We start from the raw sequence: 25,374 nt of genomic DNA, 5'->3' as shown, positions 1-25,374 counted from the left end.
GCCTGCGCGGCTGAACGTGCGCGAAAGGGCGGCGGCCCGCACCCGCCACACCCCGGCGCCCGAGTCGGCTGCTACCGTTGCTCCCTTCCGGGCCTGGCGGGGTTCACAGCCTATCGTCGCGGGGGGACCGACACGGACCACCATAACGCATGTGCCCGCAAGAGCGGGCGAACCCGAGAGCTTCCCGGTTTCGCGCGTTCCCGTCAAATGCCACCAGCACTGAAACCGGACATCCCGCCCCAGCGCAGGGCACCACACTTGCCCCGGAGTGTTAGTTCACGACTATCTTACCGTTCTTTTTATTTGATTGGAGGTATCGCCATGCAGCCCGTAGTCTGAGCCTCGTTCCAGCCACGGCTGGACCCGAAAGATTTCGAACCCATACCGTTCATTCGATTGAGGAGACATCACCATGACGCTGCAAGCACGCGAAGGTCAGCGCGTACCCGAAGTCACATTCCGCTGCCGCAAGGACAACGAGTGGAACGACATCCGCTCCGCAGACATCTTCAAAGGCCGCAACGTCGTCGTGTTCGCGCTGCCGGGCGCTTTCACGCCCACGTGTTCCTCGGCCCACGTTCCCCGCTACAACGAGCTGGCGCCGGTCCTGAAGGCGCAGGGCATCGACGAGATCGTCTGCATCTCGGTGAACGACGGCTTCGTGATGGAGGCCTGGCAGGCGGATCAGTGCGCCGAACGCATCACCTTCATTGCCGACGGCAACGGCGAGTTCACCGACGCGATGGGCATGCTGGTGGACAAGTCCGACCTCGGCTTCGGCAAGCGCTCCTGGCGCTACTCGATGCTGGTGCGCGACGGCGTGATCGAGAAGCAGTTCATCGAACCCGACGAACCAGGCGACCCGTTCGTGGTCTCCGATGCGGATACCATGCTCGAGTACCTGGCGCCGAATGCTGCCCGGCCCAAGGACGTGGTGCTGTTCACCAAACCGGGCTGCCCGTACTGCAAGGCCGCGAAGGACGACCTGCAGCAGGCCAGCATGGATTTCGAAGAGATCGTGCTCGGCCGCGACGCCAGCCTGCGCAGCTTGCGGGCCGCAACCGGCGCGATGACCGTGCCTCAGGTCTTCGTGAACGGCGAGCGCATCGGTGGCTCGGAAGAGCTGAAGGTCTGGCTGGACCGCGCGCGCATCCGCCCCGCGGCCTGAGCCGAAGCGCGCCGGGACCCGCGTTTCCGGCGCGCCATCCCGGCCTTTGGGCCGCCCGAGCGCCACTCCGGTAAAATGCCGGCGAACCATTGACACAGGTGCCCCGCGACCCGGGGCACGCTCATTCGCGAAGTCCAACGGGAGCCCACATGGAACAGTACGACATCATCGTGATCGGCGGAGGCAGCGGTGGTCTCGCGGTCGCCGAGCGGGCCGCCGGCCACGGCGCCCGCGTCGTGGTCTTCGACCCGAAGCCCCTCGGCGGCACCTGCGTGAACGAGGGCTGCGTGCCCAAGAAGCTGACCTGGTACGCCGCCCACCACATCAGCCACGCCCGCCACGCTTCGGAATTCGGCGTGGATCTGCAATCCTCGGGCCTCCGCTACCCGGATCTGGTCCAGCGCCGGCACGCGTTCCTGCGCATGCTGAACGACTACTGGTCCGGCTACCTGGAGCGCCTCGGCGTGGACTACGTGCCGGAACGGGCACAGCTGCTGGACGAGCGCACGGTCAGTGCCGGCGGCAAGGAGTACCGCGGCGAGCGTGTGGTGATCGCCACCGGCGGCGAACCCATCGTTCCGCGCATGCCCGGACATGAGCTGGGTGCGACTTCGGATGATTTCTTCCAGTGGGAGGATCTCCCCAGGTCCATCGCGATCATCGGTGCCGGCTACATCGGGCTGGAGATGGCCGGCATGCTCCGCGCGTTCGGCGCGGAGGTGACCGTGATCGCGATGGAGGACCGGGTGCTGGAAATGTTCGACCCGATGGTCAGTCACGTGCTCGAACGGCATCTGGAGGAACAAGGCATCGAACGCCGTCTGGGGGCCACGGTGAAGGGTCTCGCGGGCGAAACCGGCGCCGTCCGCGTGCAGATCGCCGACGGCAGCGAAGCCGGCCCGTTCGAACGGGTGCTCTGGGCGGTCGGGCGCTCGCCAAGGACCCGCGACATCGGGCTGGAGTCGGTCGGCGTGGAACTGCGTCCGAACGGGACCGTGCCGGTGGGCGAGTGGCAGGAGACGAACGTCCCCGGCGTGTTCGCGCTCGGTGACATCATCGGCAAGGGGCCGCTGACCCCGGTCGCGATCGCCGCCGGCCGGCGGCTCGCGGACCACTGGTTCGCGCCGGAACGCGACCCGGTCCCGGTCGACTACAGTCAGATTCCCACGGTGACTTTCACCCACCCGCCAACCGGTGCAGTAGGCATGACCGAACCGCAGGCGGTCGCCCGGTACGGCGACCAGGTGCACGTGTACGAGACCGAGTTCGGTGGCCTCGCGCGGGCCTTCGCCGAGGGTGACATCGCGCCGATCTCGATGAAGCTGGTCTGTGCCGGCGACGACGAGCGGGTGGTCGGCATCCACATGGTCGGCGACGCAGTCGACGAGATGCTGCAGGGCTTTGCGGTCGCGGTGCGCATGGGCGCGACCAAGCGCGACTTCGACCTAACCATCCCGATCCACCCAACCAGCGCCGAGGAACTCGTCACGCTGAAGGTGTCCCGCCCCGGCCAGAGCGACCCGGTCGCGAACGCCGCCTGACGGCCTCGAACCCGTACCGGCCGAGAGAGGGTCCGTTATGGGCCTGCGGGGTCGCGCTTTCCCGGGCAACGCTTCACGGCGCCTGATCCCACAAAAGGGGACCGTGCACGGTCCCCGCTGCGTGACGGCAGATGACGAGGTTCGACATCGCGGCACTGGAACGGGCCTATGCTGGAGCCCGGCAGAACGCCGGCCAGGGCGGCGGCACACCGACGCTCCGGTGCGGAGCGTCCCGTCAGGGACGGGCGAACAGGCTGTCGTCTTCGCTCGCGTCGGCACGGCTGGTAGCGTGCTCCGAAGTACCGTCCGAATCGCTCGCCACCAGGCGGACGACCAGCGCAGCGATGGCAACTGCCGCAACAACACCGATGAGGGTAAAATTGTCGAAGTACATGATGACTTCTCCTGTAAGGGTTCCGCTTCGCTATCGAGGCAGGCCGCTTCTCCGGCGATCGGCAGCCGCGCCAGGGGCGGCGCGCCACCCGATTCGGGCCGAAGGCATCCTGCACAGGCTCCACCATACGGGTGCCCTGTTGCATAAGAATGTCCTGTTGTTCTGACTTTGTAACAGTGTGTTTCACCCGCAGCGCCGCGGCCGAAAGATGCGCACAATAGGCCCATGGAGACGACAACCCCCGCCCGCATCCTCGTAGTCGACGACGACCCGGGTCTGCGCGACCTGCTCCGGCGCTACCTGGAGGAGCAGGGCTACGAAGTGGTGGCCGTGCGCGACGGCGTCGAGATGGATCGTGCGCTGGCAGACGCGGCCTTCGACCTGCTGATCCTCGATGTGATGCTGCCGGGCGAGGACGGCCTGTCGCTGTTGCGCCGCACGGTGAGCCGTCAGGCGCTGCCGGTGATCATGGTTTCCGCGCGCGGCGAGGATGTCGACCGCATCGTCGGTCTCGAGGTCGGGGCCGACGACTACATCGCCAAGCCGTTCAACCCGCGGGAGTTGCTTGCCCGGGTGCGCGCCGTGCTGCGGCGGCACTCGGCCGCAACCGAGGACGAGGCCAGCGGGGAGCCGGAAGGAATATACCGCTTCGGACCCTTCGAGATGCACGTCGCCTCGCAGCGCCTGCTGCGCAACGGCGAAGAGGTACCCCTGACCACGGGCGAGTTCACCCTGCTGCGGGTACTGACCGAACACCCCCAGCGCGTGCTGGACCGCAACACCCTGCTGGACCTGATCAAGGGCTACGAGCACCAGCCGTTCGACCGCAGCATCGATGTTCGGGTCGCCCGGCTGCGACGCAAGATCGAGGACGACGCCAGCCATCCGCGCTACATCCGCACCGTCTGGGGGCGCGGCTACCTGTTCGCCCCCGATGGCAACGAGGTTTCCGAATGAGGTGGCTGCAGGCCGTCTCGCCCAGCTCGATCTTCGTGCGCACCACCGGCATCCTGCTGGTCGCCTTCCTCACCTTTGCGGTGCTGATCCTGGGTACCGTCGCGCACTTCACCATCCTGCCTCTCGCACGAAGCGCGGGCGACGACCTGGCAGCGCTGATGCTGCTGTCGGCGCGTAGCTGGGCGGAGATCCCTCCCCCGGCCCGACGTGAATTCAACGACCGCCTGCTCCGCAATCACGGCCTGCGCATCACGGACCTCAGGGAAACCCTGCCGCCGGCAGACAAGCTGCCCGCCCCCTACCTCGCGTTCGTGCAGGAATCCCTGTCGCGCCGGGTCGGCTTCGACGTGCCGCTGCGTCCGCAGCAGCGCGATGGCGAGCGATGGTACTGGGCCGACCTGTCCATCGGCGGCCAGAACCTGCGCATCGGGCTTGCCCACGACCGCATCGTGACCCGGCGCCTGGAAGGCGTGCTGACGGTCGCGGTCATCACCGTGCTGCTGGTGTTGATCACCTCCATATTCATGGCTGGCGGCACCACCCGGCGCATACGCCGCCTGTCGGCCGCGGTTGCCGATGTCAGCCAGGGACAGCTGCCCGAACCCCTGCCCGAGAAGGGGCCACGCGAGGTCCGGATGCTGGCCCGGAACTTCAACACCATGGCACACGAGGTACGCGAACTGCTCGCGAACCGGACCACCCTGCTGGCCGGCGTATCCCACGACCTGCGCACGCCGCTCACGCGCATGCGACTGTCGCTGGAGATGCTGCGGGAAATACACGACCCGAAGCTGATCGATGGCATTTGCGACGATCTCGAGGCGATGGACCGGATCATTCGGCAGACACTGGCGCTGAGCCGGGATCTGGAGACTCGGGAGGAACAGACCGTCGACCTGGTCGCGCTGCTGGAACAGATCATCGCCGATGCCTGCCGCAGCGAAGGCGACATCAGCTGGAGCAGCGCACCCGCGTCCTGCAGCCGGCATCTGAACCCGGTGGCACTGCAGCGGGTGCTCGCCAACCTGGTCGAGAACGCGGTCCGCTACGGCGAAGGACAGCCGGTCGAGGTGGCGCTCGAGTGCGCGCCGACAGTCGTCATCCGCGTGCTCGACCGGGGCCCCGGTATTCCCGGCGACCAGCTCGAGGCGGTGTTCCGCCCGTTCCATCGGCTGGAGGCCTCGCGCAGCGCCCAGACGGGAGGCAGTGGCCTCGGTCTCGCGATCACGCGCCAGCTGGCCAAGGCCAACGGCTGGGACGTCTCGCTGCATCCCCGCGAGGGCGGAGGCACCGAGGCCCGTGTGGTGCTGCCGAACACACGCAGGTGACGCAGTCGCCGCCGCTGATGCTGAGTTCACGACCCTCGGGATCGTTCGCCGGCAGCGCCCGCGTACGGTCCGCCAACAGGTCGATCAGCGGCTCCCCGAGCAGGAAGACCCAGGGTTGCGTGTTGTGGCTCGACGGGGCAAGCACCGCCTGCCCTACCAGCGCGACGGCATCCTTGTCCCAGGGGGTCAACTCCGCCATCTTCAGCCCTCCGCCTGCCCGTATCCCGTTACCGTAAAACGATAACCCGATTCGAACCGATGTTCCGCAGCGTGCTCATCCGCGCGCAAGCGCGACGCGAAGACCTGCGCCAAATGCAGCAGCATGATCGCCCGGTGCGCGATATGCAGTGTTCCAGAGAACAAGTACCCTTTCGGAACGCCCGTTCCACAGCCGATCACTGCAATAGCATGGATATTGCTTAGAGCCGAACGCTGGCCAGGTGTAGCCACGGCGCGCCCCGGGCACGGTGGCCGTACCACCCCGAGCGCTGGCGGCGCCCCCATCGCCGACGCGAACGCCCCAAACAGCGCGCCGTGGACACCTGCCGGCACCTGCATCCACCATGACCGAGGAGAATTCACCGATGCATCTCCGATCAGGATCACCCGGACTGCTGTACAGCCTCGTGCTGGTGCTGGCAACGATGGGCAGCCCTGCCGTCACTGCCCATCATACTCCCGGCCACCACGGGTCCGCGCACGCGGACTGCGACTGCCCGCCTGGAATCGAGCTCGACGCGCCGGCGTGGGTGCGGCTCACGCCCCCGGGCGTGCCCAATAGCGCCGCCTACATGACGCTGCGCAACACGACCGACGCCGATATCCGGATCCTGGCAGGAGAATCCCCCGCCGCCCGCGTCACCGAACTGCACGACCATGTGCAGGATGCCGAGGGCGTGATGCGCATGCGCCAGGTGGATGCCATCACCATCGCCGCGCAGGACCGGATCGAACTCCGCCCCGGCGGGCTGCACGTGATGCTGATCGATCTCGTTCAACCGCTCTCCGGTGGCGACACGATCCCGATCACGCTCTACATCGAAGCACACGAGGATCTGCACCTGGAAGCGGTCGTGCAGTCTGGCGGCCCATCGGACCACGGTCACCATCACGGACACTCGGACCGCGGACCCGAGCCAGCACACGGCCATCGCCACCATGCACCCGAGTGAAACGCTGATTGCTTCATGATCGCATCGAATCACACCTCCGGCCGCCAGCGCCGTGCAGACAGGACATGACGATCGATGAACCGTTGATCGGCAGGCTTTTGCTCGATGACCCGCTGCGCCCGCCTGTGGCCCACCCTGCTGCTGTTCGAAATCGGCTCCCGCCGGATTTGTCCCGCAAGCGGGGGATTTCGTCCGCGCTGCGCGCTCTTTTCACGCAGACTGTCATGGCGCGGGCAGCCACCCCCCGATGATGAAAGAGGCGTAGGGCGGAAGAGGCCGAAGGCCGTCATCCGCCAGCCGGCGTTGGGGATGCTGCGGGCGCCTGGGCACTGCGAACGCCGTGTGGCGGATGACGCTGCGCTCTTCCGCCCTACGGGTCGCCAGGGACACGAGACAGGCCGGGACTTTCACGCTAACTGTCATGCCCTCGGCCGCGAGGCACCCCGAAGGATGAAACTACGATTATAAATCAGAGACATACGATTCTAGGGCGGCGTATTTTCACGCTAACTCTCATGCCCTCGGCCGCGAGGCACCCCGAAGGATGAAACTACGATTATAAATCCGAGACATACGATTCTCGGGCGGCTTGATTTTCCCGCTAACCGGCGCCCCCCGGGGCCGGGTACCGATCATGAGCGTCCGGATGCCGCGAGAGGCGGTGGAGCAGTGCAAACAGCACTGGGATCACGACCAGGGTCAGTAATGTGGCCGCCAGTATCCCGCCGATGATCACCGTGGCAATGGGGGAAAAACGTTCAGCCCCAACCGCCATTTCCAGCGCCAGCAGCAACATCCCGGCGACCGTGGACAGGGCGGTCATCATGATCGGCCGCATGCGGGTTTCCACCGCCTCCGTGACCGCCGCGTGAACGTCCGCGCCTTCGGCCAGCCGGCGCCGGGCCAGGTCGAGCAGGATGATGCTGTTGTTCACGACAATGCCGATCAGCAGGATGATCCCGAGCAGCGCGGGCATGGAGACGTACTTCCCGGCGATCAGCAGCGCGGCGACCACGCCGATGAACTGCAACGGAATGGCGCTCATGATGATGACGGGCTGCGCGAAGCTGCGGAACTGCACGACCAGCAGCAGGTACACGGCCATCGCGGCCAGCAGCAGTGCCCGCATCATGTGGTCACGGGCATCGTCGAAGTCCGCCTGCTCGCCGGCCAGGATCGCCGGGTAGCCATCCGGGGCGGCGAACGTGTCCAGGCGCTGCTGCACGTCGGCCACGACCTCGGACAGCGGACGCCCCAGGTGGAAGCCGAGGATGTCCAGCGTTCGCTGGCCGTTTTCCCGCGTGACGATGCGCGGACCGAGGGTATGTCCAAGGCTTGCGACTTCACTCAGTGCGACGGGCCCCTCGCGGGTGGGCAGCAGGATGCCCTCCAAGTCTTCCGGGTAGCGGCGGTCGGGGGCCTGGTAACGCACGACCACGTCCAGATCCCGCTTCGGTGGCTGGCGGAAGCGTGTGGCCACGGTCCCGTCCATGGCCTGGTGAACCGTTCGGGCGATCGCGGTACCGGTGAGGCCGAGTTCGGCCGCGCGGTCATGGTCGACCCGGACCCGCACCTCGGGAGTATCGAGAGCCCAGTCCTTGTACAGATCGGTGATTCCCGGGATGCCCGATAGATGGCCCAGCAGTTCGCTGGCTGTGTGGTCCAGGGCCGGGGCCTGCTCGCCGCTGATCCGGGCGATGATCGGGGCGGCGGTTGACGAACGCGCGGTGCCACCGAGTTCGCGGGGCACGGCGAGGGTGACTCCCGGCGTGGCTTCGAGACGCTGGCGCACGTCGTCCATGATTTCCCACTGCGTAAGGGAACGTTGCGTCCGCGGCACCAGCGTCACCGTGATCTCGGCCTGGTTGACCCCCATGGTGCCGCGGTCGCCCATCGATCGGGCGCCGGCTTCGTGCCCGAACTGGCTGCTGACAGCGGTCACGTACTCCTGCTTCGCCAGGTACCGCTCGACGGGCACGAGGCTTTCCAGGGTGGTCTCCAGCCGAGTACCCGGCGCCATATCGACCAGGACCTGGAAACTGCCCGAGTCGAAACGCGGCAGCATTTCGCTCCCGGTCATGCGGAGCATGCCCAGGCTGAGGGCCAGCAGCATGACTGCCACCACCAGCGTCGCCAGCGGGCGCTGCAACGCTAATACCAGCACGTCCAGATAGAGGTTGCGTACGCCGCGCGCCGGCGCCTCCAGGGGCTCCCTCCAGCGCGGGGTGGCGGCCGAGGTGGCGGGCCGAAGCCAGTAGGTGGCGAGCAGCGGGATCAGCGTGACCGCCATTACGAACGACGCGCTCAGGGCGAACGCCAGGGTCAGCGCAAGCGGCCGGAACAACTCGCCGACAAAGCCGCCCATGAACGTGAGAGGCAGCAGTACGCCGAGGGTGGTCAGCGTGCCGCCCAGCTTGGCGGCGAAGACCTCGCCGACCCCCTCGATGGCCGCCTGGCGCGGAGGCTGGCCCTCGTCGTCCAGGTGACGGTGGATGTTCTCGAGGATCACGATGCCATCATCGACCAGCAGACCGATGGCCAGGATCAGCGCCGACATGGTGACCATGTTCAGATCGAGGCCGGCCAGTTGCATCAGGCCGAAGGTCGCCAGGAACGCCGCCGGAATGGAGAGAGCGATGATCCCGGCCTGACGCAGATCGGCGAGAAACACCAGGACGATCATCATCGTCAGGGCGATGGCGATGATCACGGTCTGCGTCATGTCGGCGATGACCTTCTCGGTGAACACCGAATCATCGTCGGCGACGACGATGTCCAGCTCGGGCGCGGCGTCGCGCAAGGGTTCCAGTGCCTCGCGCACCCGCGCGGCCACCTCCACCGTGTTGGCATCGTCCCGGCGCAGCACCTGCACGGCGATGGCCGCCCGGCCGTCATGGCGGTAGGCCGAGCGGGGCTCGCCGGGTTCCAGACGGACGCGGGCGACGTCGTCCAGGCGCACGCGGGCATCGCCGTCCGCGGCCAGGATGATCCCGCGTGCATCGGCCTCGCGTCGCAATGGCGCATCGAACCGCACCACGCTCTCGAGTTCACCGATGCGGACACGACCGCCCGGCGCCATCAGATTCCAGTCGTCGAGGGCCTCCAGTACCTGGACCATGTCGATCCCGAGGGCCTCGGTGCGCTCGGGATCGAGGGCGACATGCAGTTCCCTCTTGTGCCCACCGACCACATCGACCGCGGCGACGCCGGGGATCCATTCGAGCCTTCCCCGGATCGCGTTGTCGGCCTGCTCGCGGATCTCGTCGAGCGCCAGGGTGTCGCTGGTCAGGGCGATGGTGATGATCGGCTTGTCGGCCGTGGAGAACTCCAGGATCTGTGGTTCTTCGATGGTGGCGGGCAGGTCCGGGCGCAAGCGGCCGACGGCGTTCTGGACGTCCACTGCGGCGAGGGCACTGGTGATGCCGTAGTCGAATTCCACCCGTGCCACGGACAGTCCGGTCTGACTGGAGGAACTGATCCGGCTCACGCCATCGAGGCTGGCAAACTCTTCCTCCAGCAGGCGTGTAAGCTCGCGGTCGACATCCAGGGCCGCCATGCCGGGGTATTCGGTGATGACCGTGACGGTCGGCGGGTCGGTGTCGGGAAAGAGCTGAACGGACAAATCGAAGCGCGCCTGCAGGCCCAGGATCAGGATGGCGGCAAGCAGCACCAGCACTGTATGCCGGTTCCGGAGGAGCACCTCGACCCAGGCCATCAGCGGGTGCCGTTCACGTCCCGTACGGGCAGACCATCCCGGATCCGGCGGTCCGGGGTCACGATGATGCGATCACCCGGGTCGATGCCCTCGCTGATCGCTCGCTCACCGTTCGGCAATGACCGCGTAACGACCTCCCTGCGGTAGGCGTGTCCGTCCTCGAGCCGATAGACCCAGTGGATTCCAGCGTCGCTCCAGACGGCATGGGCAGGCACCCTGGTGGCCTCGTCCAAGTGCTCCAGGATAACCCGTGCCTGTACGGCCATGCCGGGACGGGCCGCCTCGGGCGCCTCGGGCAGCCGCGTTTCAAAGCTGCCGCTACGCCGGCCGGCTGCCAATGTGGGATGCACCCGGTCCAGCCGGGTCGTCACGACATGGTCCAGAGCGGGAATGGTCAGCTCCACGGCCAGGCCGGGTTTCAACAGCACGGTCTCCCGCTCCGGCACGCGCAGGACCGCATGAAGGCCATCGAGGCCTACCAGGTCGATCAGCGGCTGGCCCGATACGGCCAAATCGCCCGGGCGCACATGGGTATGGCGGACCTGCGCGGCGATCGGGGCCCGCTCCGTGGCGTATTCCAGACGTTTGCGGGCCAGTTCCAGCGCCGACCGGTTCTCGCGGATCTGGGCCTCCAATGTGGCGACTCGCTGGTGAGCGTCATCGAGCTCGCTTTCCGGAGTCAGGTTCCGGGCAAAAAGGTCCTGCTGACGTTCGAGGTTGCGCTGCGCGGTTGCGCGTTCCCCACCGAGGCGCTGGTCGGTAGCCTGTCGTTGCTGGACCTCAAAATGCATCTCGTCGGCATCCATCCGCACCAGAAGTTCATCCGCCTCGACCCGATCCCCGGGGGTCCATGGACTTTCCAGCACCTGCGCCGTGATCCGTGCCGAGATGGTCGCCTCGTAGTGCGTCTCGATGCTGCCGCGATACGCAGGGCTGTAGAGCGTGACCGCCGCCGGTTGGGCGAGAATCGTCGCAACGGCCGGGGATGGCGTAGCGCGCGCGGCGTCGGGGGAAAACCGTTCTGAAAGCCGGTTCGCCGCGCTCCAGGCAGTCACCGCGACGACCCCGGCCAGTGCGACCAAGCCGACGGTGCGCCGGAGGCCGCCGCGGTTGGATGGGATCTGCAGCCCGTTCATGTCGTGCTCAGCGATCCGGTACATCTTCCGAAGACAACGTACCGACCACGTCTTCCCGGAATGCACTGTGACAGGCGATGCAGGCAGCCACCAGCCTGCCGTGGTAGCGGATGGTCATCTCCAGATCCCGATCGCTCGCTGCGTCAGCAAGGTTCTCGGCGGCTTCGTGTACCTGCTGATCCAGAGAGCGGAATTCATCGATATGCGGTTCGACCGCCGCCAGGATGCGCCGCCGCTCATCCGGCGAGGGCCGCGGATGGTCGACGATGGCGTCGGCAGCATCCACAATGGTGGCGAAGTCCTCGACAAACAGCGCCGACTGGACCCGGTTCATTTCTATTGCGAGGCCTTGCATGACGGTCCTGAAACTCTCCCCCGATGCGGTACTGGCCAGGGACAAGGTGAGGATCCCAACCGCAAGGGCGGCTCTGCTTGTACTACGGATGTACGCCAAAGGCATTTCGAGACTCTCCCGTTGGTTGACGTGAAAAGATCCACTGTTCGCATCTCGGCGACCCGCAGGGCGGACGAAAAGCGTCACCCACCATTCGGCGCTCGCGGCGACCCGGCACCGGCGGATGACAGACCGCGGCCGGGATGGGTAGAAGGAACGATCACCGTGATAGGCGACCGACTTTGATCTTTCCGAGTGGCGTATATCGTCACCATCGTTAACCGAACGAATGTTGGTGTGGACCAGGTGCTGAAGGAGACCTGGTCGGTTGTGCCAACAGAGCGGGTTCCAGGAGTCGCCAAAGCACCTCGCCCTGCTGGTCGAGCGGGAACTCGAAGTCGGAGAGCGACCAGCGCATCACCAATCCCTGAATCATCGCCACAATCAGGCGGGCGGTTTCGGCGGCCTCCAGGTCCTGACGAAAGCATCCCTGGCCGGTGCCTTCCTGAAGCAGCGTTTCCAGCCGAGAGGTGTAGCGATCCATGATGCTCCGTACCACGACCTTCAACTCGGGGTCTTCGAGATGCAAACGCTCGGAGAAAATGAGACGTGGTAGCCCCTTGCGGCGGCTGATGAATCGCAGCTGGCGGGTCAGCAGCTTGCGCAGCCGGGTATCCGCGGGGCCGCGTCCGGACAGTATCGGTGTGAGTACATCCAGCAGCTTGCGCCCGATGGAATCCAGCGCCGCGCGGAAAATGGCGTCCCGAGTCGGAAAATGCCGAAAGATCGTGGGTTGTGCGATCCCGACCCGATCGGCGATCGCCTGGGTGGAGACATTGCTGGCGCCGCGTTCTGCAGCCAGAGCCAGCAGAGCCTGGACGATCTCCTCGCGCCTCTCTTCGGTGGGTTTACGCGCCATGAAAGTGAGTACTCGCTAGCTTATTGACGGGCAATCATTGCACCTTCTGTCGCGAGTGAGCAAGTGGACGGCGCCCCCTCGTGCACCGAACCGACGATGTCTCCGACGATCGCGCCGAGCATGGATCACCTCCGTTCGTTCAGGGCCACGCCGCTTGAGGCTGCCCAGCGCAAACGCCACCGACCCGCCGTGCTGCGATCCCGTAGCAAACGATCTGTCACGCCTTCCGGCATCGCGTGCAACCGCGGGGCAACTGTTGGCGCCGCATAATTCCGCTGCGGATCCGACCGTCACCCGCGATTCACCGGGATAGCGGACTCAGAAGGGAATGTCATCGCCGGGTCGTTTCACGACCGGTTCCCCATCGATTTCCTGTGGTTCATGCACGTTCAGCGCGTCTTGCGCTCGGGTTCGAGGTTTCACGACCGGTTCCGTGTCGTTGTCCACTGGTTCCGGTTCCATGTACTCCCACATCTCGTTTTGATGCAACCAGATCGGATCGGCATTGCGGCAGATGAATTCGTCCGGGTCCAACCCGTCGATGCTCGGAGGACGGCGCACCCGCTTCTGCTTGCCTGCCACGAAGATCGTCATGAACTCCGCCTTGCATCGCGCGCGTGCCGCCTTCTGCGCGTGCGTGCGTTTCCGCTTGTTCTTCGCCATGTTCCCTCGACTTTCGACTCAACGCCTTCGGCATGCCAACGCCGCGCCTCGGATACGCGCCCGTCCGTCGATTCCGTCCACCGGTGCGTATCGGAGAACGGGTCTCGACGCACTCCCGAAGTCGACCCGTTGCGGCTCTGATCCAAACGATCATCCCGTTCGGAGAGATTTCACTGCGCGTGACAGCGCTGCGACGCAGGAAGCGTATCGTCCGACTCACTCCCGCCAGTACCGCGGGTCATCGAGCGCATTGGCACAGCGCACCGTTCCCTTCACCGCTCCCAGGATCCCCGGACGGAGCGCCAGGACCATCCAGGCCCCGGCGTTCTTCGCCGCGATCGGATACGGGGCATCGAAGCCCCGAACGCCCGCCTCGGCAAACCCGAATCGCGAATAGTAATCCGGATACCCCAGCACGAACACGAGGTCCACCCCCGCCTCGACGAGCCACTTGAGGCCCTCTGTAACCAACCGCCCGCCGATTCCCCGGGACTGGAAATCCGGACGCACCGCGAGCGGAGCCAGGATCACCGCGGAATGCGCCTGCTCGCCCGTTTCGACCCGCGCGCCGCTGAACAGGATATGCCCGACAACCCGGTCACCCGTGGTCGCCACCAGCGACAAAACCGGCTGTGCGCTCGGATCCGCCAACAGCTCCGCGATCAGTTGTACGATCTCCGGACCATCGGTCGGACCGAAGGCTTCCATGACCACATCCGCAATCAACTTGCGGTCAGATTCCCCCATCGTGCGCACGCAAACCGGCATCGCTTGCTCCTGCCTGCGCTTGCCTTGCGCGACATTGTTGATGAGCATCATCCTGATCTTCACGAAGGTAACCGTCCACTCCAGGACGGGTTCCTCGTCATTCTGAGTGAAATCCGGCCAGGGGCTGAGCCATGCTCGGGACGGGATTCCGGACAGGAGCGACGGCCCGGCGGCAACGCCGCCCGGCGAACCGGTAACACCAGGGCAGCGCTGCTCCGCTGCGAGCGAGGTCCAGGCCGTTGCTTAAACTCGTCCACTTACTGTCTCCTGATTATCACGGAAGCTCCGCAAGCTGGACTGGGCCATCTTCGAAACCAGCGTCATCGCGAGGAGCGAAGCCTTTAGCCGCGAGCGCAGCGTGGCGGGACGTGGCGATCCAGAGGGCGATGGTCCCCCCTGCGCCGCCTGGATTACTCGCTGCGCTCGCCCTTCGGGCCAGCCTGCGGCTGTTCAATGCGCTATGCGCATTAGTGCCGCGCTTCGCTCGCAATGACGACCGACGCGGAGAGGTATCGCACTGGCTGAGGAGGTTTCGTGATAATCAGGTACTGTCTTGACACTGGGGTCCACTTCAGTAGTTGTAGCCCACCGCGTCGTGCACAAACTCCCAGGCATGGGGCTGCTTCGCGGTCGTCGTCAGATGCTTCGCACGCCGCGCCAAGGTCTCGTCGTCGGTCAGGATCATCCCGCCGCCGCCGGTGGTGATCACCTTGTTGCCGTTGAAGCTCAGCGTACTGAGCCGGCCGAAAATACCCGTGTGCCGCCCATCGACCCAACTCCCCAGCGACTCCGCCGCATCCTCGACCACCGGAATCGCGTAGCCTTCGCACAGCGCCACGATCTCGGCGATCCGGCACGGAAACCCGAAGGTATGCATCGGCACGCAGGCCGCGATCCGCGCCCCGGTGCGGCGGTTCACGCAGCGGCCGTGGCGCAACTCGGTCTCCTGTTCCAGAAAGCGGCGCAGCGCATCCGGGCTCAGCCCAAGCGTGTCCCGGTCGACGTCCACGAACACCGGCCGGGCACCCAGGTAGCGGACCGCGTTGCAGGTGGCCACGAAAGTCAGGGCCTGAGTCAGCACCTCCTCGCCGGGTGTCACGCCCGCGAGTTCCAGCGCCACATGCAACGCCGCGGTGCCGTTCACGGTGGCGACCGCAAATCCGGCGCCGGTGAATGCCGCGACCCGCTGCTCGAACTCATCCACCCGGCGCCCCACCGACGAAACAAATTTCGAATCAACAACATCCACGAGAAACTGCCGCTCCGGCCCGTCGAACACCGGTCGGTGCAAGGGTAAGCCTGACCCGCGCCCGAGTTCAGCTCAAGTTGGCTGCAGATCCGTGTTCAGTGGGGGTAATAGTCGCCGCAGTGACGGCCCCCACCGTCATCGCGAGGGCCTGTCATTGCGAGGCCGAAGGCCGTGGCAAAGCCCCGCGGCGACCCAACCGCCGCATCGCGCCCCTCCGGGGCCCGCAGTGACGCACGCCCAACCGTCATCGCGAGGGCCTGTCATTGCGAGGCCGAAGGCCGTGGCAAAGCCCCGCGGCGACCCAACCGCCGCATGGACTGCCGCGCTCCTCCGGAGCTCGCAGTGACGCACGCCCAACCGTCATCGCGAGGGCCAAAGGCCCGTGGCGATCCAGGCGCCGTATGGACTGCCACGCCCCTGCGGGGCTGACACCACCATTCAAAGGATGTCGGCGTACAGGTCTCGCCAGTCCGGATTCAGTGCCTCGATGAGTCGCAGTTTCCGTTTCCGGTTCCCCGCCTTGAGTTGCTTCTCGCGGGAGATCGCGGATTCCATCGTCTCGTGTACCTCGAACCAAGCCAGCCGGTGCAGAGAATATTGTTTCGTGAAACCTTCAACGACCCCGGACTTGTGCTGCCAGACCCGCTGTACCAGGTTGCTGGTAACCCCAACGTACAGCGTGCCGTTTCGGCGGTTCGTCATCATGTAAACGCATGGCTGCTTCATACCGACCCTCCTTGGCCCATTGCTGCAATTGGACTGCCACGTCGCCCTGCGGGCTCCTCGCAGTGACGGCCCCACCTCCACCGTCATCGCGAGGGCCAAAGGCCCGTGGCGATCCAGCCGCCGCGTGGACTGCCGCGCCCCTGCGGGGCTCGCAGTGACGGAGGCGGTGCGGGGCTCGCATGACGGTCACAAAGCCTCCACCGTCATCGCGAGGGCCAAAGGCCCGTGGCGATCCAGCCGCCGCGTGGACTGCCGCGCCCCTGCGGGGCTCGCAGTGACGGAGGCGGTGCGGGGCTCGCATGACGACCACAAAGCCCCCACCGTCATCGCGAGGGCCAAAGGCCCGTGGCGATCCAGCCGCCGCGTGGACTGCCGCGCCCCTGCGGGGCTCGCAGTGACGGAGGGGGGGTTGCGGGGCTCGCAGTGACAGAGGGAGTGCGGCCTCCTCGCAGTGGCGGCCCTACCACCCCTAACCCTACCCCACCCCAACAATCTCCCGATCAGGATCCGGCTCGCGGATGCGCGCCACCTGCGCTTTGCGGCACACCCCAATGCGTTTCTCCGCGAGTTGACGACGGATGGAGGCTCCACGTCAGCTTCACCCTGCGCGCTGCGGACACCCTGATCCGCGTGATTTCCGTCCGAGACATGCATCGCAAAGAGAGAGCTGTCCATGACCAAACATCCGAAAGCCAGACCTGAGTTTCAAACGGAGGCAGACGAACGCGCATTCTGGGAGAGCCACGATTCCAGCGAATACGTTGACTGGGATGCGGCACAAAACGTCAGCCTCCCGAATCTCAAGCCCTCGACCAAGACCATTTCCCTGCGCCTGCCCATCGCCTTGCTCGAGAGGATCAAGATCGAGGCGAATCGGCGGGACATGCCCTATCAGTCCCTGATCAAAGCATCGCTCGCGGAGGATGTTCAGAAACGATGATCGCCCGGGGGTCAGATCTTTCCGGTTGCCCCAAACGTAGCGACGCCGAAAAACTCCGCTGACGTCAGGAGTGCCTGATCGAGGGTCAGCAAGGGGGCTTCGCTGGCCTCGGCGCATGCCAGATGCAGGGCGTCCATCGTCCTCAGGCTGGTCCGACGCGTGAGCAGCCAGTGCAGGGCTCGCTCGAACACGCCTGAGTCCAGCGCCACGAGGCGATAACGCCCCTCGCGAACGTCTTCGTGAAACGCCGACTCGATCCGGTTGGCCTGAGCCTCGCCCAATTCATCCATGCGGACCCAGCGGGCCAGTGCCGAAGCAAACTCCACACGCACCAGGTCACTAATGACGGGCGGCTGGCGCTGCGCAAGCAAGAGCCGCTCGATGGTGTCGCTGGCGGGTTCGCTGCGGTAAAACGGCAAGACTGCGCTGGTGTCCGCGTAGAACATCAGTAGCGTTCGCTATCCCGCAGTGCGCGGACCGTATCGACGGCGGCCTCCCGCATGGCCGGCAGGCTCTGCCGCAAGTCCGCACGGGAACGAAATGCCGGGGGATCCCCCGCGGGCCGCACCACGCGCGCGACGGGCCGCCCCCGACGCAGGATGCCGACCTCCTCGCCCCGCTCCACGGCTTTCAGGATGCTGGAAAGCTGTTCGCGCGCCTCGCGGACGCTGACTTCTTTCATGTTGCCCCCAGGACCCAATGTGTACTCATCATGTGTACACAAAAACCTTCTTCAAGGCAAGCCAAGAGGATCCTGCTCGCCGGTGAGCCCATTCGCGTGAGCGTGCGACCACAAAGCCCCCACCGTCATCGCGAGGGCCAAAGGCCCGTGGCGATCCAGGCGCCGTATGGACTGCCGCGCCCCTGCGGGGCTCGCAGTGACGGAGGCGGGGCTCGCATGACGGTCACAAAGCCCCCACCGTCATCGCGAGGGCCAAAGGCCCGTGGCGATCCAGGCGCCGTATGGACTGCCGCGCCCCTGCGGGGCTCGCAGTGACGGAGGCGGTGCGGGGCTCGCATGACGGTCACAAAGCCCCCACCGTCATCGCGAGGGCCAAAGGCCCGTGGCGATCCAGGCGCCGTATGGACTGCCGCGCCCCTGCGGGGCTCGCAGTGACGGAGGCGGTGCGGGGCTCGCATGACGGCCATAAAGCCCCCACCGTCATCGCGAGAGGCAAAGCCCCGTGGCGATCCAACCGCCGTGTGGACTGCCACGCCCCTCCGGGGCTCGCAGTGACGACCACAAAGCCCCCACCGTCATCGCGAGGGGCAAAGCCCCCTGGCGATCCACACGGCCCTCCTTGGCCTGTTTCAATTGGACTGCCACGCCGTCATCGAACGCGCCGCAGGCGCGACAACCGCACGGGTCTCCACCAACGCCCATTCGCGTGCTGGGCACACCCCTACATTCCATGGGAGCGGCCTCAGGCGAACCGTCCGCCGTCAGATCGCCACCTTCCACTCCCGTAACCGGCAGACGGTCTGTGTCAGCGCCTGCTTGAGCAGCGTGTCCAGGTAATCGTCAACCGTCTTGGGAGGGTTCTTCAGCGATCAGCGATGGTTGGCAGCCGCCTCGCACACTCGGGCGCCGTGCAGATCCAGTAGATCAAAGATGAAATCGTCGGGATGCCGGGCGTCCAGGTTGTAACGCTTGAGCTGATCCGGCGGGAAATCCTTCAGGTTGAAGGTCACGATCAGACTGGCGCCGCTGTGAATGGCGGCGGCCACCACATGCCGGTCATCGGCGTCCGGCAACTCGACCGATGGAATCAAATGCTCGAAGCCCGTGACCACGCTGTCGCGGACGTGGGCGTTCATCAGCGACCGCGTCCGCTCCAGGTCTTCCGCCTTCAGGTCCGGCCGTTGCTTCAGAACGTTACGCGTCCACTCGTCGTGGATCCTGTCCGTCCAGCGCGCCCGGTACAGATCGGTCAGTGCCAAGCGCATCAGCAGGTCGCGCAACGGTGCCGGGTAGAGCACGCACGCGTCGTAGATGACGGTGAAGTGCGAACTCATTCATTCGTACCCCATCTTGAGCGCCTGGGCCTGCTCGGCCAGTGCATCGAGGGCCTTGCTGCGCTCAGCGTCGATCCGCTCCTTGTACGCGATCACATCCTGGTAGCGGACGCGCCGGTGCGTTCCGATCTTGTGGAACGGGATCTCGCCGCGCTCCAGTAACTGCACGAGGAAGGGCCGCGAGACGTTGAGCACGTCCGCAGCTTCCTGCGTCGTGAGCTCGGCGTGGATCGGGATGATGCTGACCGCGTTGCCCTCACCGATTTCGGTCAGGACGTCGACGAGCAGCCGCAGCGTCGACACCGGGACGCGGACTGGATGCGACGCGCCCTTGTCGTCAAGGATCTCGATCTGCTGGGTTTCCGCGCGTGTCTGCAGGAAGGCGGACAACGCCCGGCCGCTCTCACGGGCGATGGCAACTTCTTCAGCCGTCGGCAACGAATGGGAGGGAGAACGTGTGGTCATGACAGCCTCCAGGGGTTTCAAACAGCATCATGGGAGGAATCATGACCGAAATAAACCAAATATCCGCAATATTCGAAAGCGGCTTGGGCTTGGTGGGCAGGGAACCCACCGGACATTCGTCTACACCCAGTTGCGTGCAAGGCACGCGACAACATCTACCGCCCCTGGTGATCCCACTCCAGCGCCCGCAGTCCCAGGTACTCGTACACCGCGCGCTCGGTCTTGCGCAGTGCCTGCGCCGAAGGCACCGAGTACCGAAGCCGCTGCGCCCCGTCGCGGCCAGTCCAGTAGTGCGTGGGCGATACACTGGGTGAAAGCCCCACCCGCGCGAGCAGTGACGGTCATCAAGCCCCTACCGTCATCGCGAGGCTCTGTCATCGCCCAAAATGGCCTCCGCCCCTTGGGGACCGTCAACGGCATCCGCCGGACCGGCTCTGCTGATCGTCCTTGTCGACATCGAATTTCATCACCCAGACTGCAGCGCGCTCCGAACCGTTGTCAGCAGGCCATCAATCTCGCTGGCAAGAAAATCCAGGAATTTGGGTTTTGCAAGGGTTCGCTCCTGCACTTCAACCGGCAGAAAGCGGTTCATTTCCTGGGCAAAGGCAGCGCTGCGGACGATGGCAGGCAGTCTGGCGCGCAGGTCGTCCAGCCTGTCGCGGTAGTCGGTGATGCGGTAGTCCTCGATCTTGTGTGCGACCCACCCCGGATTGACCGCCGCCCCCTGCTGCTTGAGCCAGCGCAAATCCCAGATATCCCGATGGCGCACGTAGCGCTGACTATTGACCAGCGACACCAGCTTGTCGGCCATGATCTCATCCAGCGATTCGGCCAACACCAGCGTATCGCCGTAGCCGTCGGGCAGAAAGTCATAGTTGAGGCGGAGGCTGCGCGGCTGTCGAGAATAGGCCTCGACATTGGCGATTTCGAGCTTGATCCGCTGCCGCGGAATATCAGGTCGTGTGGGTGCGGTGACGATCGCGATCTGCCAGGTGTCGACGTGAATGCCGCGGTAGCCCGGATCATCGACGAGCTCGGCCGGCTCGCGCACGATCACCTCAAGGCCATAGCGCTGGCCGATGTAGGTTTCCAGTGCGGCCCTGATCCCGTCGACCCGCGCGCGCGAAAAGTCGCGTCCGCCGGCAAAGTCCAGATCCTCGCTGAAACGGGGTGAACCGTAGCAGAGACGAAGCGCCGTCCCGCCCTGAAACGTCAACTCATCGAGCAGCCCGTCGCGGTCGAGCCCGAACAGGATGTCGTAGTGCAGCAGTTCCTTTTCGATCACCGGGCGCATGTGGCCACGACCCGACTGCGCCATCGCCCGAGCGGTCAGCGCGGAGAAATCGACCCGTTCAGTCATCGGCCAGGGCCCGCGCATCGACCAGATGGGTGTTGCGGCCCACCCGCTTCAGATCACGCCAGGCCGCTTGCGGTGTGGCCATGCGCAGCGGCCGGCCCACCAGGCGCGTATTTTCCAGAATATCGGCCGGCGACCGCTTGGTATGAGTGAATTCAATGGTGCCCCAGGGCGTTCGATACACGCCCGATCGGCCCGTCGTCATGGCCGTCAGGCGATCGACCGGAATCTGTGAAATCGCCCCATACTCCGACAGCGCCGATTCCAGGCTGGTGTAACTGTAGTGGCCCCGGCGCAGTGCCACAGCAATGCGTTCGATCACATCCGAACCCGGCTCGCCCGTCAGTACATACACATACACACCGCGGCACGCCCGCGCCAGCACACCCTCGTCCACCAACCTCCCGAGCGCAGCCAGCAGGGTCCGCCGCTGGTCCGCAGGAAATAGCTTGGCCAGATCACCCACGGTAAACACGATGCGCCCAGCCCGGGCCCACTCGGCCAATGTCTTGATCGCAACAGACTGCTCTATGGCTCCAAGTATACAGAAACACCATCAAAACACTGCTTTTCCGTAAACCTGAATCCTGAAGCCGGGATCTGTAACCCGACGGAAAAGAAATCTGTTCCGGTTTGTGGCAGCTCCAGCGCGTTGCGCCCCTCGAAACCATCCGGCAATACATGGAGCAACAACAGCAGACGCCACACGAACCGCTCCAATGGAGGAGGATGGCTGAGCACGGTCATGGCTGCTGATGGGATTTGCGGCTGGAATGATCAGGCAGCGTGAGGTTAGAGGGGGGATCCCCCTCGGGGAGCTTGAACAAACGCGCCCTTCGGGGGAGTCTCTGGTTACCACGCCAAGAGACGCTCACAGTGTGCCACGTTCCGTTGTCCGATCCCCAGTTTTTCCGCTTTCTGACCTACATCGATGAGACCGTGGCGGCTGAGGTCCAGGCGGCGGGGTGTCCGTACTGTGGCGGTGCCTTGCATCAGGCGAACTATCCGCGCAAGCCGCGTGGCTGTCCGGGTGCGTTCCGCGTGGAGTATTCGACCCGGCTGAGTTTTTGCTGTCATCAGTGTCGGCGCCGGACCACCTCGAGGTCGGTGCGGTTCCTGGGGCGGCGGGTGTGGTTGGGCTGGGTGGTGGTGTTGGGGTCGACCCGGGTGGGCGAGCGGACCCCGGCGGCATCCGCACTGTGTGAAGCGTTGTCGATTCCCTGGCGGACTCTGGCGCGGTGGCGCCGGTGGTGGCGCGAAGGCTTTGCGCAGAGTGCGGTGTGGCAGGTGCTGGGTGCGCGGTTCCTGCCGCCGGTGGCGGTGGTACGGTTGCCGGCCGGTCTTCTGGAGCGCATCCCGGGCCAGGGGCAGGCACCGTTGCTTGCGTTACTGACGTGGCTCTGGCCGCTCACGGTCACGGCTCCCGAGGGGCGCTGAGTTTCCGCAGAGGATGTCAATAGGCAGAGCCGAGCGTAACAAATAGCCTCCTCAGGAGGGTGGTACCGCCGGTACCGCCGACACTGGGAGAAGGCTTTTGACCACAGGCAACGATCCACGCCACCGCGATCGCTGGGCGCGGCTGCGCTTCTCGATCATTGGTCCTTTGTTCGCGGCGCCACCCCAGCCGGGTGCGTTGCAAGCGGCGCTGGCAGCACTGGCCGAACGCGACTGGCGGCATCCGGTCACCGGAGGCCCTGTGCGCTTCGGCGTGTCGACGCTAGAGCGCTGGTACTACGCGGCCCGCGCGGCCACCGATCCGGTGGCCGCCTTGCGCAACCGGCGCCGGCCCAAGGGCCACTTCATGGCCCTGACGCCGGTAGTGATCGAGACCCTGGTGCAGCAGTACCGGGAGCATCCCGGCTGGACCGCGCAGTTGCACTTCGACAACCTGTGTGCGGCCTTCGCCGGCTGCACGGAGGGGATGCCCTCGTACGCCACGGTGCGGCGGTACCTGAAGGCGCACGGGATGCACCGTCAGGCGCGTCCGCGCCGGGATACTGAAGGGGCCGAGCGGGCCCGTGACCGGTTCGAACGGCTCGAGGTACGCAGCTACGAGCTGGAGCATGTCGCGGCCCTGTGGCATCTGGACTTCCATCACGGCTCGCGCAAGGTGCTGACCCGGGACGGAACCTGGGCCAAGCCGTATCTGCTCGGCATCCTGGACGATCGCTCGCGCCTGATCTGCCATCTCCAGTGGTACCTGGACGAGAGCGCCCAGGGTCTGGTGCACGGCCTGTCGCAGGCGTTCATGAAGCGCGGCCTGCCGCGGGCCTTGATGACCGACAATGGCGCTGCGATGCTGGCCGAGGAAACCGTCGCCGGACTGCAACGCCTGGGCGTGCTGCACCAGACCACGCTACCGTATTCTCCGCATCAAAACGGTAAGCAGGAGTCCCTCTGGGGACGTATCGAAGGCCGTCTGCTGCCGATGCTGGAAGGGCACACGCCACTCACCCTGGAGGTGCTGAACCAGGCCACGCAGGCCTGGGCCGAGCAGGAGTACCACCGCACTCACCACAGTGAACTCGGCACCACCCCGCTGCAACGCTATCTGGCCGGACCCAACGTACGCCGGGACTGCCCGCCGGTCGCGGCCCTGGCCGACGCCTTCCGCATCGAGGTCACCCGCCGCCAGCGGCGCTCCGACGGCACCGTCTCGCTGGACGGGCAGCGCTTCGAAATCCCCGCCCGCTACCAGCACCTCGACCGGGTGCACCTGCGTTACGCGCGCTGGGATCGCAGTCGCGTCGATCTGGTCGATCCGCACACCGGCACCCTCCTGTGCCCGGTGCTGCCGCTCGACAAGTCCGCCCACGCCCACGGCCAACGCCGCACCCGACCCCCTGCCACGCCCCCGCTGGATCCGCTGCCGCCCTCGGGCATGGCGCCATTGTTACGCCAGCTGCTCGCCGACTACGCCGCCACCGGTCTGCCGCCAGCCTATCTGCCGATCCCCGAGGAGGACGACGCATGAACCCGAAATTACTCGCCCTCTACGGGCTGAAGTGGAACCCGTTCGCCACCGAAATCCCGATCGAGGCACTCTATGTGCCAGCACGGGTCGAGGACTTCTACTGGCGCATCGAGCAGGGACTGATCCGGGAAGGTGGCTTCGCCATGGTCCACGGCGACCCCGGCACCGGCAAAAGCGCCGTCCTGCGCCTGATCGCGGAACGCCTGGCACGGCTGCCCGACCTCACCGTCGCCGCGATCCATCACCCGCAGAGCCATCTCGCCGACTTCTACCGCGAGATGGGTGATCTCTTCGGCGTGCCCCTGCGCCCGCACAACCGCTGGGGTGGCTTCAAGGCTCTGCGCGAGAACTGGTTCGCCCACCTGGACACCACGCGCCGGCGCGCCGTGCTCCTGATCGACGAAGCCCAGGAAATGAGCCCCGCGGTCCTGTCCGAACTGCGCCTGATGGCCAGCGCCCGGTTCGACTCCCAGACCCTCCTGTGCGTGGTCCTCGCCGGCGACGCCCGCCTGCCCGAAAAGCTGCGCCGCGAGGAACTCATCCCGCTCGGCTCGCGCATCCGCACCCGCCTGGTCACCGAAGCCGCCAGCCGCGACGAACTCCAAGCCTGCCTGCAACACCTGCTCGACACCGCCGGCAACGCCAGCCTCATGACCCCCGCGCTCCAGCACACCCTCTGTGACCACGCCGTCGGCAACTACCGGATGCTCACCACCCTGGCCGCCGAACTGCTCGCCGTCGCCGCCCAACGCGACCTGCCGCAGCTCGACGAAAAACTCTACCTCGACGTCTTCGCCCCCAACGAAAAACCCATCCCGCGCCGCGCCGCCGCACGCCGCTGAAACCCTCTGGAGACCCTCATGCGCTCATCCTCCTCTCCCCAATCGCTGCCCTGGCCCGAACTCAGCGACGCCTCCGTCGTCGCGTTGCAGGCCCTGTTCAGCGACTTCCTGGTCTTGTTCGAATCCCACTACCTCGGGCAGATCCATCGCTACCACGACGAACGCTCGCAGGAAAACCTCGACCCAACTGAGTTTCCTGTCCGACGATCCCATCCCACACGAAGACCCGGACAGCCCGCCGTTCTGAAGCTCTCCCAAGCCCTGCGCTCGAGACGCCGCCGAACCCCCTCCCGGGGTTCGGCGGCTTAGTGCTGAGCAGACCCCTCAACGAACGTGATCAGCGCAACATCAAATCAGGTGATCACACTCAGATGGCGACACGGGATTTCAGGGTGGCGAACATGGATCAGAATCCGGTCGGATCGAAGAATCAGGTACAAAAAAGGCCGGCGGCATGTATGCAATGCATCGCTGCCGTCGGCCCCTGTGTTTTCGCCAAGTGGGCTGCCACGCCAGTTTGCCGCGGGCCTTCGGCCTCGCAGTGACGGAGGCGGTACGAGGCTCGAAGTGACGGCCATAAAGCCCCCACCGTCATCGCGAGGGCCAAAGGCCCGTGGCGATCCAGCCGCCGCATGGACTGCCACGCCCCT

General features: G+C 65.8%; 28 protein-coding genes and 1 other RNA gene. 9 read left to right on the top strand and 20 right to left on the bottom strand.

Annotated elements, in window-relative coordinates; translation table 11 throughout:
- Positions 1-36: 36 nt before the first annotated feature.
- An RNA gene (ffs, locus tag TVNIR_RS18725) (signal recognition particle sRNA small type) lies at positions 37-133 on the bottom strand.
- A 279-nt stretch (positions 134-412) separates the two neighbouring features.
- Between ffs and TVNIR_RS03750 the strand changes: the two genes are divergently transcribed.
- Both TVNIR_RS03750 and gorA read left to right on the top strand, forming a co-directional pair.
- Entirely contained in the window at positions 413-1,168 is a 756-nt protein-coding gene (locus TVNIR_RS03750; RefSeq protein ID WP_015257641.1) for a glutathione peroxidase, read from the top strand.
- 149 nt (positions 1,169-1,317) lie between these two features.
- A complete protein-coding gene (gene gorA / locus TVNIR_RS03745; protein WP_015257640.1) occupies positions 1,318-2,709 on the top strand; it encodes a glutathione-disulfide reductase in 1,392 nt (463 codons plus the stop codon).
- A 235-nt stretch (positions 2,710-2,944) separates the two neighbouring features.
- On the opposite strand, the gene TVNIR_RS19985 is transcribed toward gorA, so the two are convergent.
- Complete coding sequence (locus TVNIR_RS19985; protein ID WP_015257639.1) at positions 2,945-3,103, bottom strand: hypothetical protein; 159 nt, start codon at positions 3,101-3,103, stop codon at positions 2,945-2,947.
- A gap of 225 nt (positions 3,104-3,328) precedes the next feature.
- On the opposite strand from TVNIR_RS19985, the gene TVNIR_RS03740 reads away from it, so the two are divergent.
- Positions 3,329-4,060 carry a response regulator gene (locus tag TVNIR_RS03740; RefSeq protein WP_015257638.1) on the top strand — a complete coding sequence of 244 codons (732 nt, stop codon included), beginning with the start codon at positions 3,329-3,331 and terminating at the stop codon, positions 4,058-4,060.
- The gene (locus TVNIR_RS03735; RefSeq protein WP_015257637.1) at positions 4,057-5,388 is read left to right on the top strand and encodes an ATP-binding protein; all 1,332 of its coding nucleotides are present in this window, start codon (positions 4,057-4,059) and stop codon (positions 5,386-5,388) included. The genes TVNIR_RS03740 and TVNIR_RS03735 overlap by 4 nt, the downstream gene beginning before the upstream one ends.
- A gap of 201 nt (positions 5,389-5,589) precedes the next feature.
- On the opposite strand, the gene TVNIR_RS20145 is transcribed toward TVNIR_RS03735, so the two are convergent.
- On the bottom strand, positions 5,590-5,838 hold the full coding sequence (locus TVNIR_RS20145) for a hypothetical protein (protein WP_211263143.1): 249 nt from the start codon (positions 5,836-5,838) through the stop codon (positions 5,590-5,592).
- Between the two features lie 134 nt (positions 5,839-5,972).
- Here TVNIR_RS20145 and TVNIR_RS03730 point away from each other — a divergent pair, with 134 nt between their 5' ends.
- Complete coding sequence (locus TVNIR_RS03730; RefSeq protein ID WP_015257635.1) at positions 5,973-6,560, top strand: copper chaperone PCu(A)C; 588 nt, start codon at positions 5,973-5,975, stop codon at positions 6,558-6,560.
- Between the two features lie 222 nt (positions 6,561-6,782).
- Here TVNIR_RS03730 and TVNIR_RS20430 read toward each other — a convergent pair whose 3' ends face one another.
- From TVNIR_RS20430 to TVNIR_RS03690, 9 genes are all read right to left on the bottom strand, one after another.
- A complete protein-coding gene (locus TVNIR_RS20430; RefSeq protein WP_083499339.1) occupies positions 6,783-6,983 on the bottom strand; it encodes a hypothetical protein in 201 nt (66 codons plus the stop codon).
- Positions 6,984-7,161: 178 nt separating this feature from the next.
- Positions 7,162-10,275, bottom strand: coding sequence for an efflux RND transporter permease subunit (locus TVNIR_RS03725; RefSeq protein ID WP_015257634.1), 3,114 nt, complete (start codon positions 10,273-10,275; stop codon positions 7,162-7,164).
- Positions 10,275-11,411 carry an efflux RND transporter periplasmic adaptor subunit gene (locus tag TVNIR_RS03720; RefSeq protein WP_015257633.1) on the bottom strand — a complete coding sequence of 379 codons (1,137 nt, stop codon included), beginning with the start codon at positions 11,409-11,411 and terminating at the stop codon, positions 10,275-10,277. The genes TVNIR_RS03725 and TVNIR_RS03720 overlap by 1 nt, the downstream gene beginning before the upstream one ends.
- A 7-nt stretch (positions 11,412-11,418) precedes the next feature.
- Positions 11,419-11,871 carry a cytochrome c gene (locus TVNIR_RS03715; RefSeq protein WP_418081249.1) on the bottom strand — a complete coding sequence of 151 codons (453 nt, stop codon included), beginning with the start codon at positions 11,869-11,871 and terminating at the stop codon, positions 11,419-11,421.
- A gap of 211 nt (positions 11,872-12,082) precedes the next feature.
- Positions 12,083-12,724, bottom strand: coding sequence for a TetR/AcrR family transcriptional regulator (locus TVNIR_RS03710; RefSeq protein WP_015257631.1), 642 nt, complete (start codon positions 12,722-12,724; stop codon positions 12,083-12,085).
- A 318-nt stretch (positions 12,725-13,042) separates the two neighbouring features.
- Entirely contained in the window at positions 13,043-13,387 is a 345-nt protein-coding gene (locus TVNIR_RS20140) for a hypothetical protein (protein WP_015257630.1), read from the bottom strand.
- 216 nt (positions 13,388-13,603) lie between these two features.
- A complete protein-coding gene (locus tag TVNIR_RS03700) occupies positions 13,604-14,218 on the bottom strand; it encodes a GNAT family N-acetyltransferase (protein ID WP_237251736.1) in 615 nt (204 codons plus the stop codon).
- 508 nt (positions 14,219-14,726) lie between these two features.
- Positions 14,727-15,404 carry an aminotransferase class I/II-fold pyridoxal phosphate-dependent enzyme gene (locus TVNIR_RS03695; RefSeq protein WP_257720628.1) on the bottom strand — a complete coding sequence of 226 codons (678 nt, stop codon included), beginning with the start codon at positions 15,402-15,404 and terminating at the stop codon, positions 14,727-14,729.
- A gap of 438 nt (positions 15,405-15,842) precedes the next feature.
- The gene (locus TVNIR_RS03690; RefSeq protein WP_006749202.1) at positions 15,843-16,130 is read right to left on the bottom strand and encodes a GIY-YIG nuclease family protein; all 288 of its coding nucleotides are present in this window, start codon (positions 16,128-16,130) and stop codon (positions 15,843-15,845) included.
- A gap of 673 nt (positions 16,131-16,803) precedes the next feature.
- Between TVNIR_RS03690 and TVNIR_RS03685 the strand changes: the two genes are divergently transcribed.
- Positions 16,804-17,070 (top strand): BrnA antitoxin family protein, encoded by a 267-nt coding sequence (locus TVNIR_RS03685; protein ID WP_015257628.1) that lies wholly within the window; start codon positions 16,804-16,806, stop codon positions 17,068-17,070.
- Positions 17,071-17,081: 11 nt separating this feature from the next.
- Here the strand turns inward: TVNIR_RS03685 and TVNIR_RS03680 are convergent, their stop codons facing one another.
- The 8 genes from TVNIR_RS03680 to TVNIR_RS19590 form a co-directional block, all read right to left on the bottom strand.
- The gene (locus tag TVNIR_RS03680) at positions 17,082-17,516 is read right to left on the bottom strand and encodes a type II toxin-antitoxin system VapC family toxin (protein ID WP_015257627.1); all 435 of its coding nucleotides are present in this window, start codon (positions 17,514-17,516) and stop codon (positions 17,082-17,084) included.
- Positions 17,516-17,752, bottom strand: a complete 237-nt coding sequence (locus TVNIR_RS03675; RefSeq protein WP_015257626.1) for a type II toxin-antitoxin system Phd/YefM family antitoxin — start codon at positions 17,750-17,752, stop codon at positions 17,516-17,518. The genes TVNIR_RS03680 and TVNIR_RS03675 overlap by 1 nt, the downstream gene beginning before the upstream one ends.
- A gap of 761 nt (positions 17,753-18,513) precedes the next feature.
- Positions 18,514-18,618: a VapC50 family PIN domain-containing toxin gene (locus tag TVNIR_RS21365; RefSeq protein WP_471546528.1), complete on the bottom strand. Its 105-nt coding sequence runs from the start codon at positions 18,616-18,618 to the stop codon at positions 18,514-18,516.
- Positions 18,619-18,621: 3 nt separating this feature from the next.
- Positions 18,622-19,086: a PIN domain-containing protein gene (locus TVNIR_RS03670; RefSeq protein WP_015257625.1), complete on the bottom strand. Its 465-nt coding sequence runs from the start codon at positions 19,084-19,086 to the stop codon at positions 18,622-18,624.
- Positions 19,087-19,572: a helix-turn-helix domain-containing protein gene (locus TVNIR_RS03665; RefSeq protein WP_237251734.1), complete on the bottom strand. Its 486-nt coding sequence runs from the start codon at positions 19,570-19,572 to the stop codon at positions 19,087-19,089.
- 445 nt (positions 19,573-20,017) lie between these two features.
- On the bottom strand, positions 20,018-20,845 hold the full coding sequence (locus tag TVNIR_RS03660; RefSeq protein ID WP_237251733.1) for a nucleotidyl transferase AbiEii/AbiGii toxin family protein: 828 nt from the start codon (positions 20,843-20,845) through the stop codon (positions 20,018-20,020).
- Between the two features lie 58 nt (positions 20,846-20,903).
- A complete protein-coding gene (gene abiEi / locus TVNIR_RS03655) occupies positions 20,904-21,383 on the bottom strand; it encodes a type IV toxin-antitoxin system AbiEi family antitoxin (RefSeq protein ID WP_237251732.1) in 480 nt (159 codons plus the stop codon).
- Between the two features lie 53 nt (positions 21,384-21,436).
- Positions 21,437-21,616, bottom strand: a complete 180-nt coding sequence (locus TVNIR_RS19590; RefSeq protein ID WP_157092178.1) for a hypothetical protein — start codon at positions 21,614-21,616, stop codon at positions 21,437-21,439.
- A gap of 183 nt (positions 21,617-21,799) precedes the next feature.
- On the opposite strand from TVNIR_RS19590, the gene TVNIR_RS19980 reads away from it, so the two are divergent.
- The 3 genes from TVNIR_RS19980 (at position 21,800) to TVNIR_RS03640 (ending at position 24,724) form a co-directional block, all read left to right on the top strand.
- On the top strand, positions 21,800-22,345 hold the full coding sequence (locus tag TVNIR_RS19980) for a hypothetical protein (protein WP_237251654.1): 546 nt from the start codon (positions 21,800-21,802) through the stop codon (positions 22,343-22,345).
- A gap of 97 nt (positions 22,346-22,442) precedes the next feature.
- Positions 22,443-23,882, top strand: a complete 1,440-nt coding sequence (locus TVNIR_RS03645; protein WP_015256992.1) for an IS481-like element ISTni2 family transposase — start codon at positions 22,443-22,445, stop codon at positions 23,880-23,882.
- Positions 23,879-24,724, top strand: a complete 846-nt coding sequence (locus TVNIR_RS03640; protein WP_015256993.1) for an ExeA family protein — start codon at positions 23,879-23,881, stop codon at positions 24,722-24,724. The genes TVNIR_RS03645 and TVNIR_RS03640 overlap by 4 nt, the downstream gene beginning before the upstream one ends.
- The last annotated feature ends 650 nt before the right edge of the window (positions 24,725-25,374 follow it).

The sequence above is a fragment of the Thioalkalivibrio nitratireducens DSM 14787 genome, assembly GCF_000321415.2.
In the GTDB taxonomy this organism is placed as follows: Bacteria; Pseudomonadota; Gammaproteobacteria; order Ectothiorhodospirales; family Ectothiorhodospiraceae; genus Thioalkalivibrio; species Thioalkalivibrio nitratireducens.
This window is presented reverse-complemented; position numbering and strand designations above follow the sequence as displayed.

Excerpts from the sequence above, each read along its gene's own strand:
- TVNIR_RS19985 (WP_015257639.1), bottom strand. The coding sequence starts at position 3,103 with ATGTACTTCGACAATTTTACCCTCATCGGTGTTGTTGCGGCAGTTGCC.
- TVNIR_RS03730 (WP_015257635.1), top strand. The coding sequence starts at position 5,973 with ATGCATCTCCGATCAGGATCACCCGGACTGCTGTACAGCCTCGTGCTG.
- TVNIR_RS03680 (WP_015257627.1), bottom strand. The coding sequence starts at position 17,516 with ATGTTCTACGCGGACACCAGCGCAGTCTTGCCGTTTTACCGCAGCGAA.
- TVNIR_RS03660 (WP_237251733.1), bottom strand. The coding sequence starts at position 20,845 with ATGCGCCCGGTGATCGAAAAGGAACTGCTGCACTACGACATCCTGTTC.
- TVNIR_RS03740 (WP_015257638.1), top strand. The coding sequence starts at position 3,329 with ATGGAGACGACAACCCCCGCCCGCATCCTCGTAGTCGACGACGACCCG.
- TVNIR_RS03710 (WP_015257631.1), bottom strand. The coding sequence starts at position 12,724 with ATGGCGCGTAAACCCACCGAAGAGAGGCGCGAGGAGATCGTCCAGGCT.
- TVNIR_RS03750 (WP_015257641.1), top strand. The coding sequence starts at position 413 with ATGACGCTGCAAGCACGCGAAGGTCAGCGCGTACCCGAAGTCACATTC.
- TVNIR_RS03690 (WP_006749202.1), bottom strand. The coding sequence starts at position 16,130 with ATGAAGCAGCCATGCGTTTACATGATGACGAACCGCCGAAACGGCACG.
- TVNIR_RS20140 (WP_015257630.1), bottom strand. The coding sequence starts at position 13,387 with ATGGCGAAGAACAAGCGGAAACGCACGCACGCGCAGAAGGCGGCACGC.
- TVNIR_RS03715 (WP_418081249.1), bottom strand. The coding sequence starts at position 11,871 with ATGCCTTTGGCGTACATCCGTAGTACAAGCAGAGCCGCCCTTGCGGTT.
- TVNIR_RS03720 (WP_015257633.1), bottom strand. The coding sequence starts at position 11,411 with ATGAACGGGCTGCAGATCCCATCCAACCGCGGCGGCCTCCGGCGCACC.
- TVNIR_RS03685 (WP_015257628.1), top strand. The coding sequence starts at position 16,804 with ATGACCAAACATCCGAAAGCCAGACCTGAGTTTCAAACGGAGGCAGAC.
- TVNIR_RS20430 (WP_083499339.1), bottom strand. The coding sequence starts at position 6,983 with ATGACAGTTAGCGTGAAAGTCCCGGCCTGTCTCGTGTCCCTGGCGACC.
- TVNIR_RS03675 (WP_015257626.1), bottom strand. The coding sequence starts at position 17,752 with ATGAAAGAAGTCAGCGTCCGCGAGGCGCGCGAACAGCTTTCCAGCATC.
- TVNIR_RS03640 (WP_015256993.1), top strand. The coding sequence starts at position 23,879 with ATGAACCCGAAATTACTCGCCCTCTACGGGCTGAAGTGGAACCCGTTC.
- TVNIR_RS03725 (WP_015257634.1), bottom strand. The coding sequence starts at position 10,275 with ATGGCCTGGGTCGAGGTGCTCCTCCGGAACCGGCATACAGTGCTGGTG.
- TVNIR_RS03670 (WP_015257625.1), bottom strand. The coding sequence starts at position 19,086 with ATGAGTTCGCACTTCACCGTCATCTACGACGCGTGCGTGCTCTACCCG.
- TVNIR_RS03735 (WP_015257637.1), top strand. The coding sequence starts at position 4,057 with ATGAGGTGGCTGCAGGCCGTCTCGCCCAGCTCGATCTTCGTGCGCACC.
- gorA (WP_015257640.1), top strand. The coding sequence starts at position 1,318 with ATGGAACAGTACGACATCATCGTGATCGGCGGAGGCAGCGGTGGTCTC.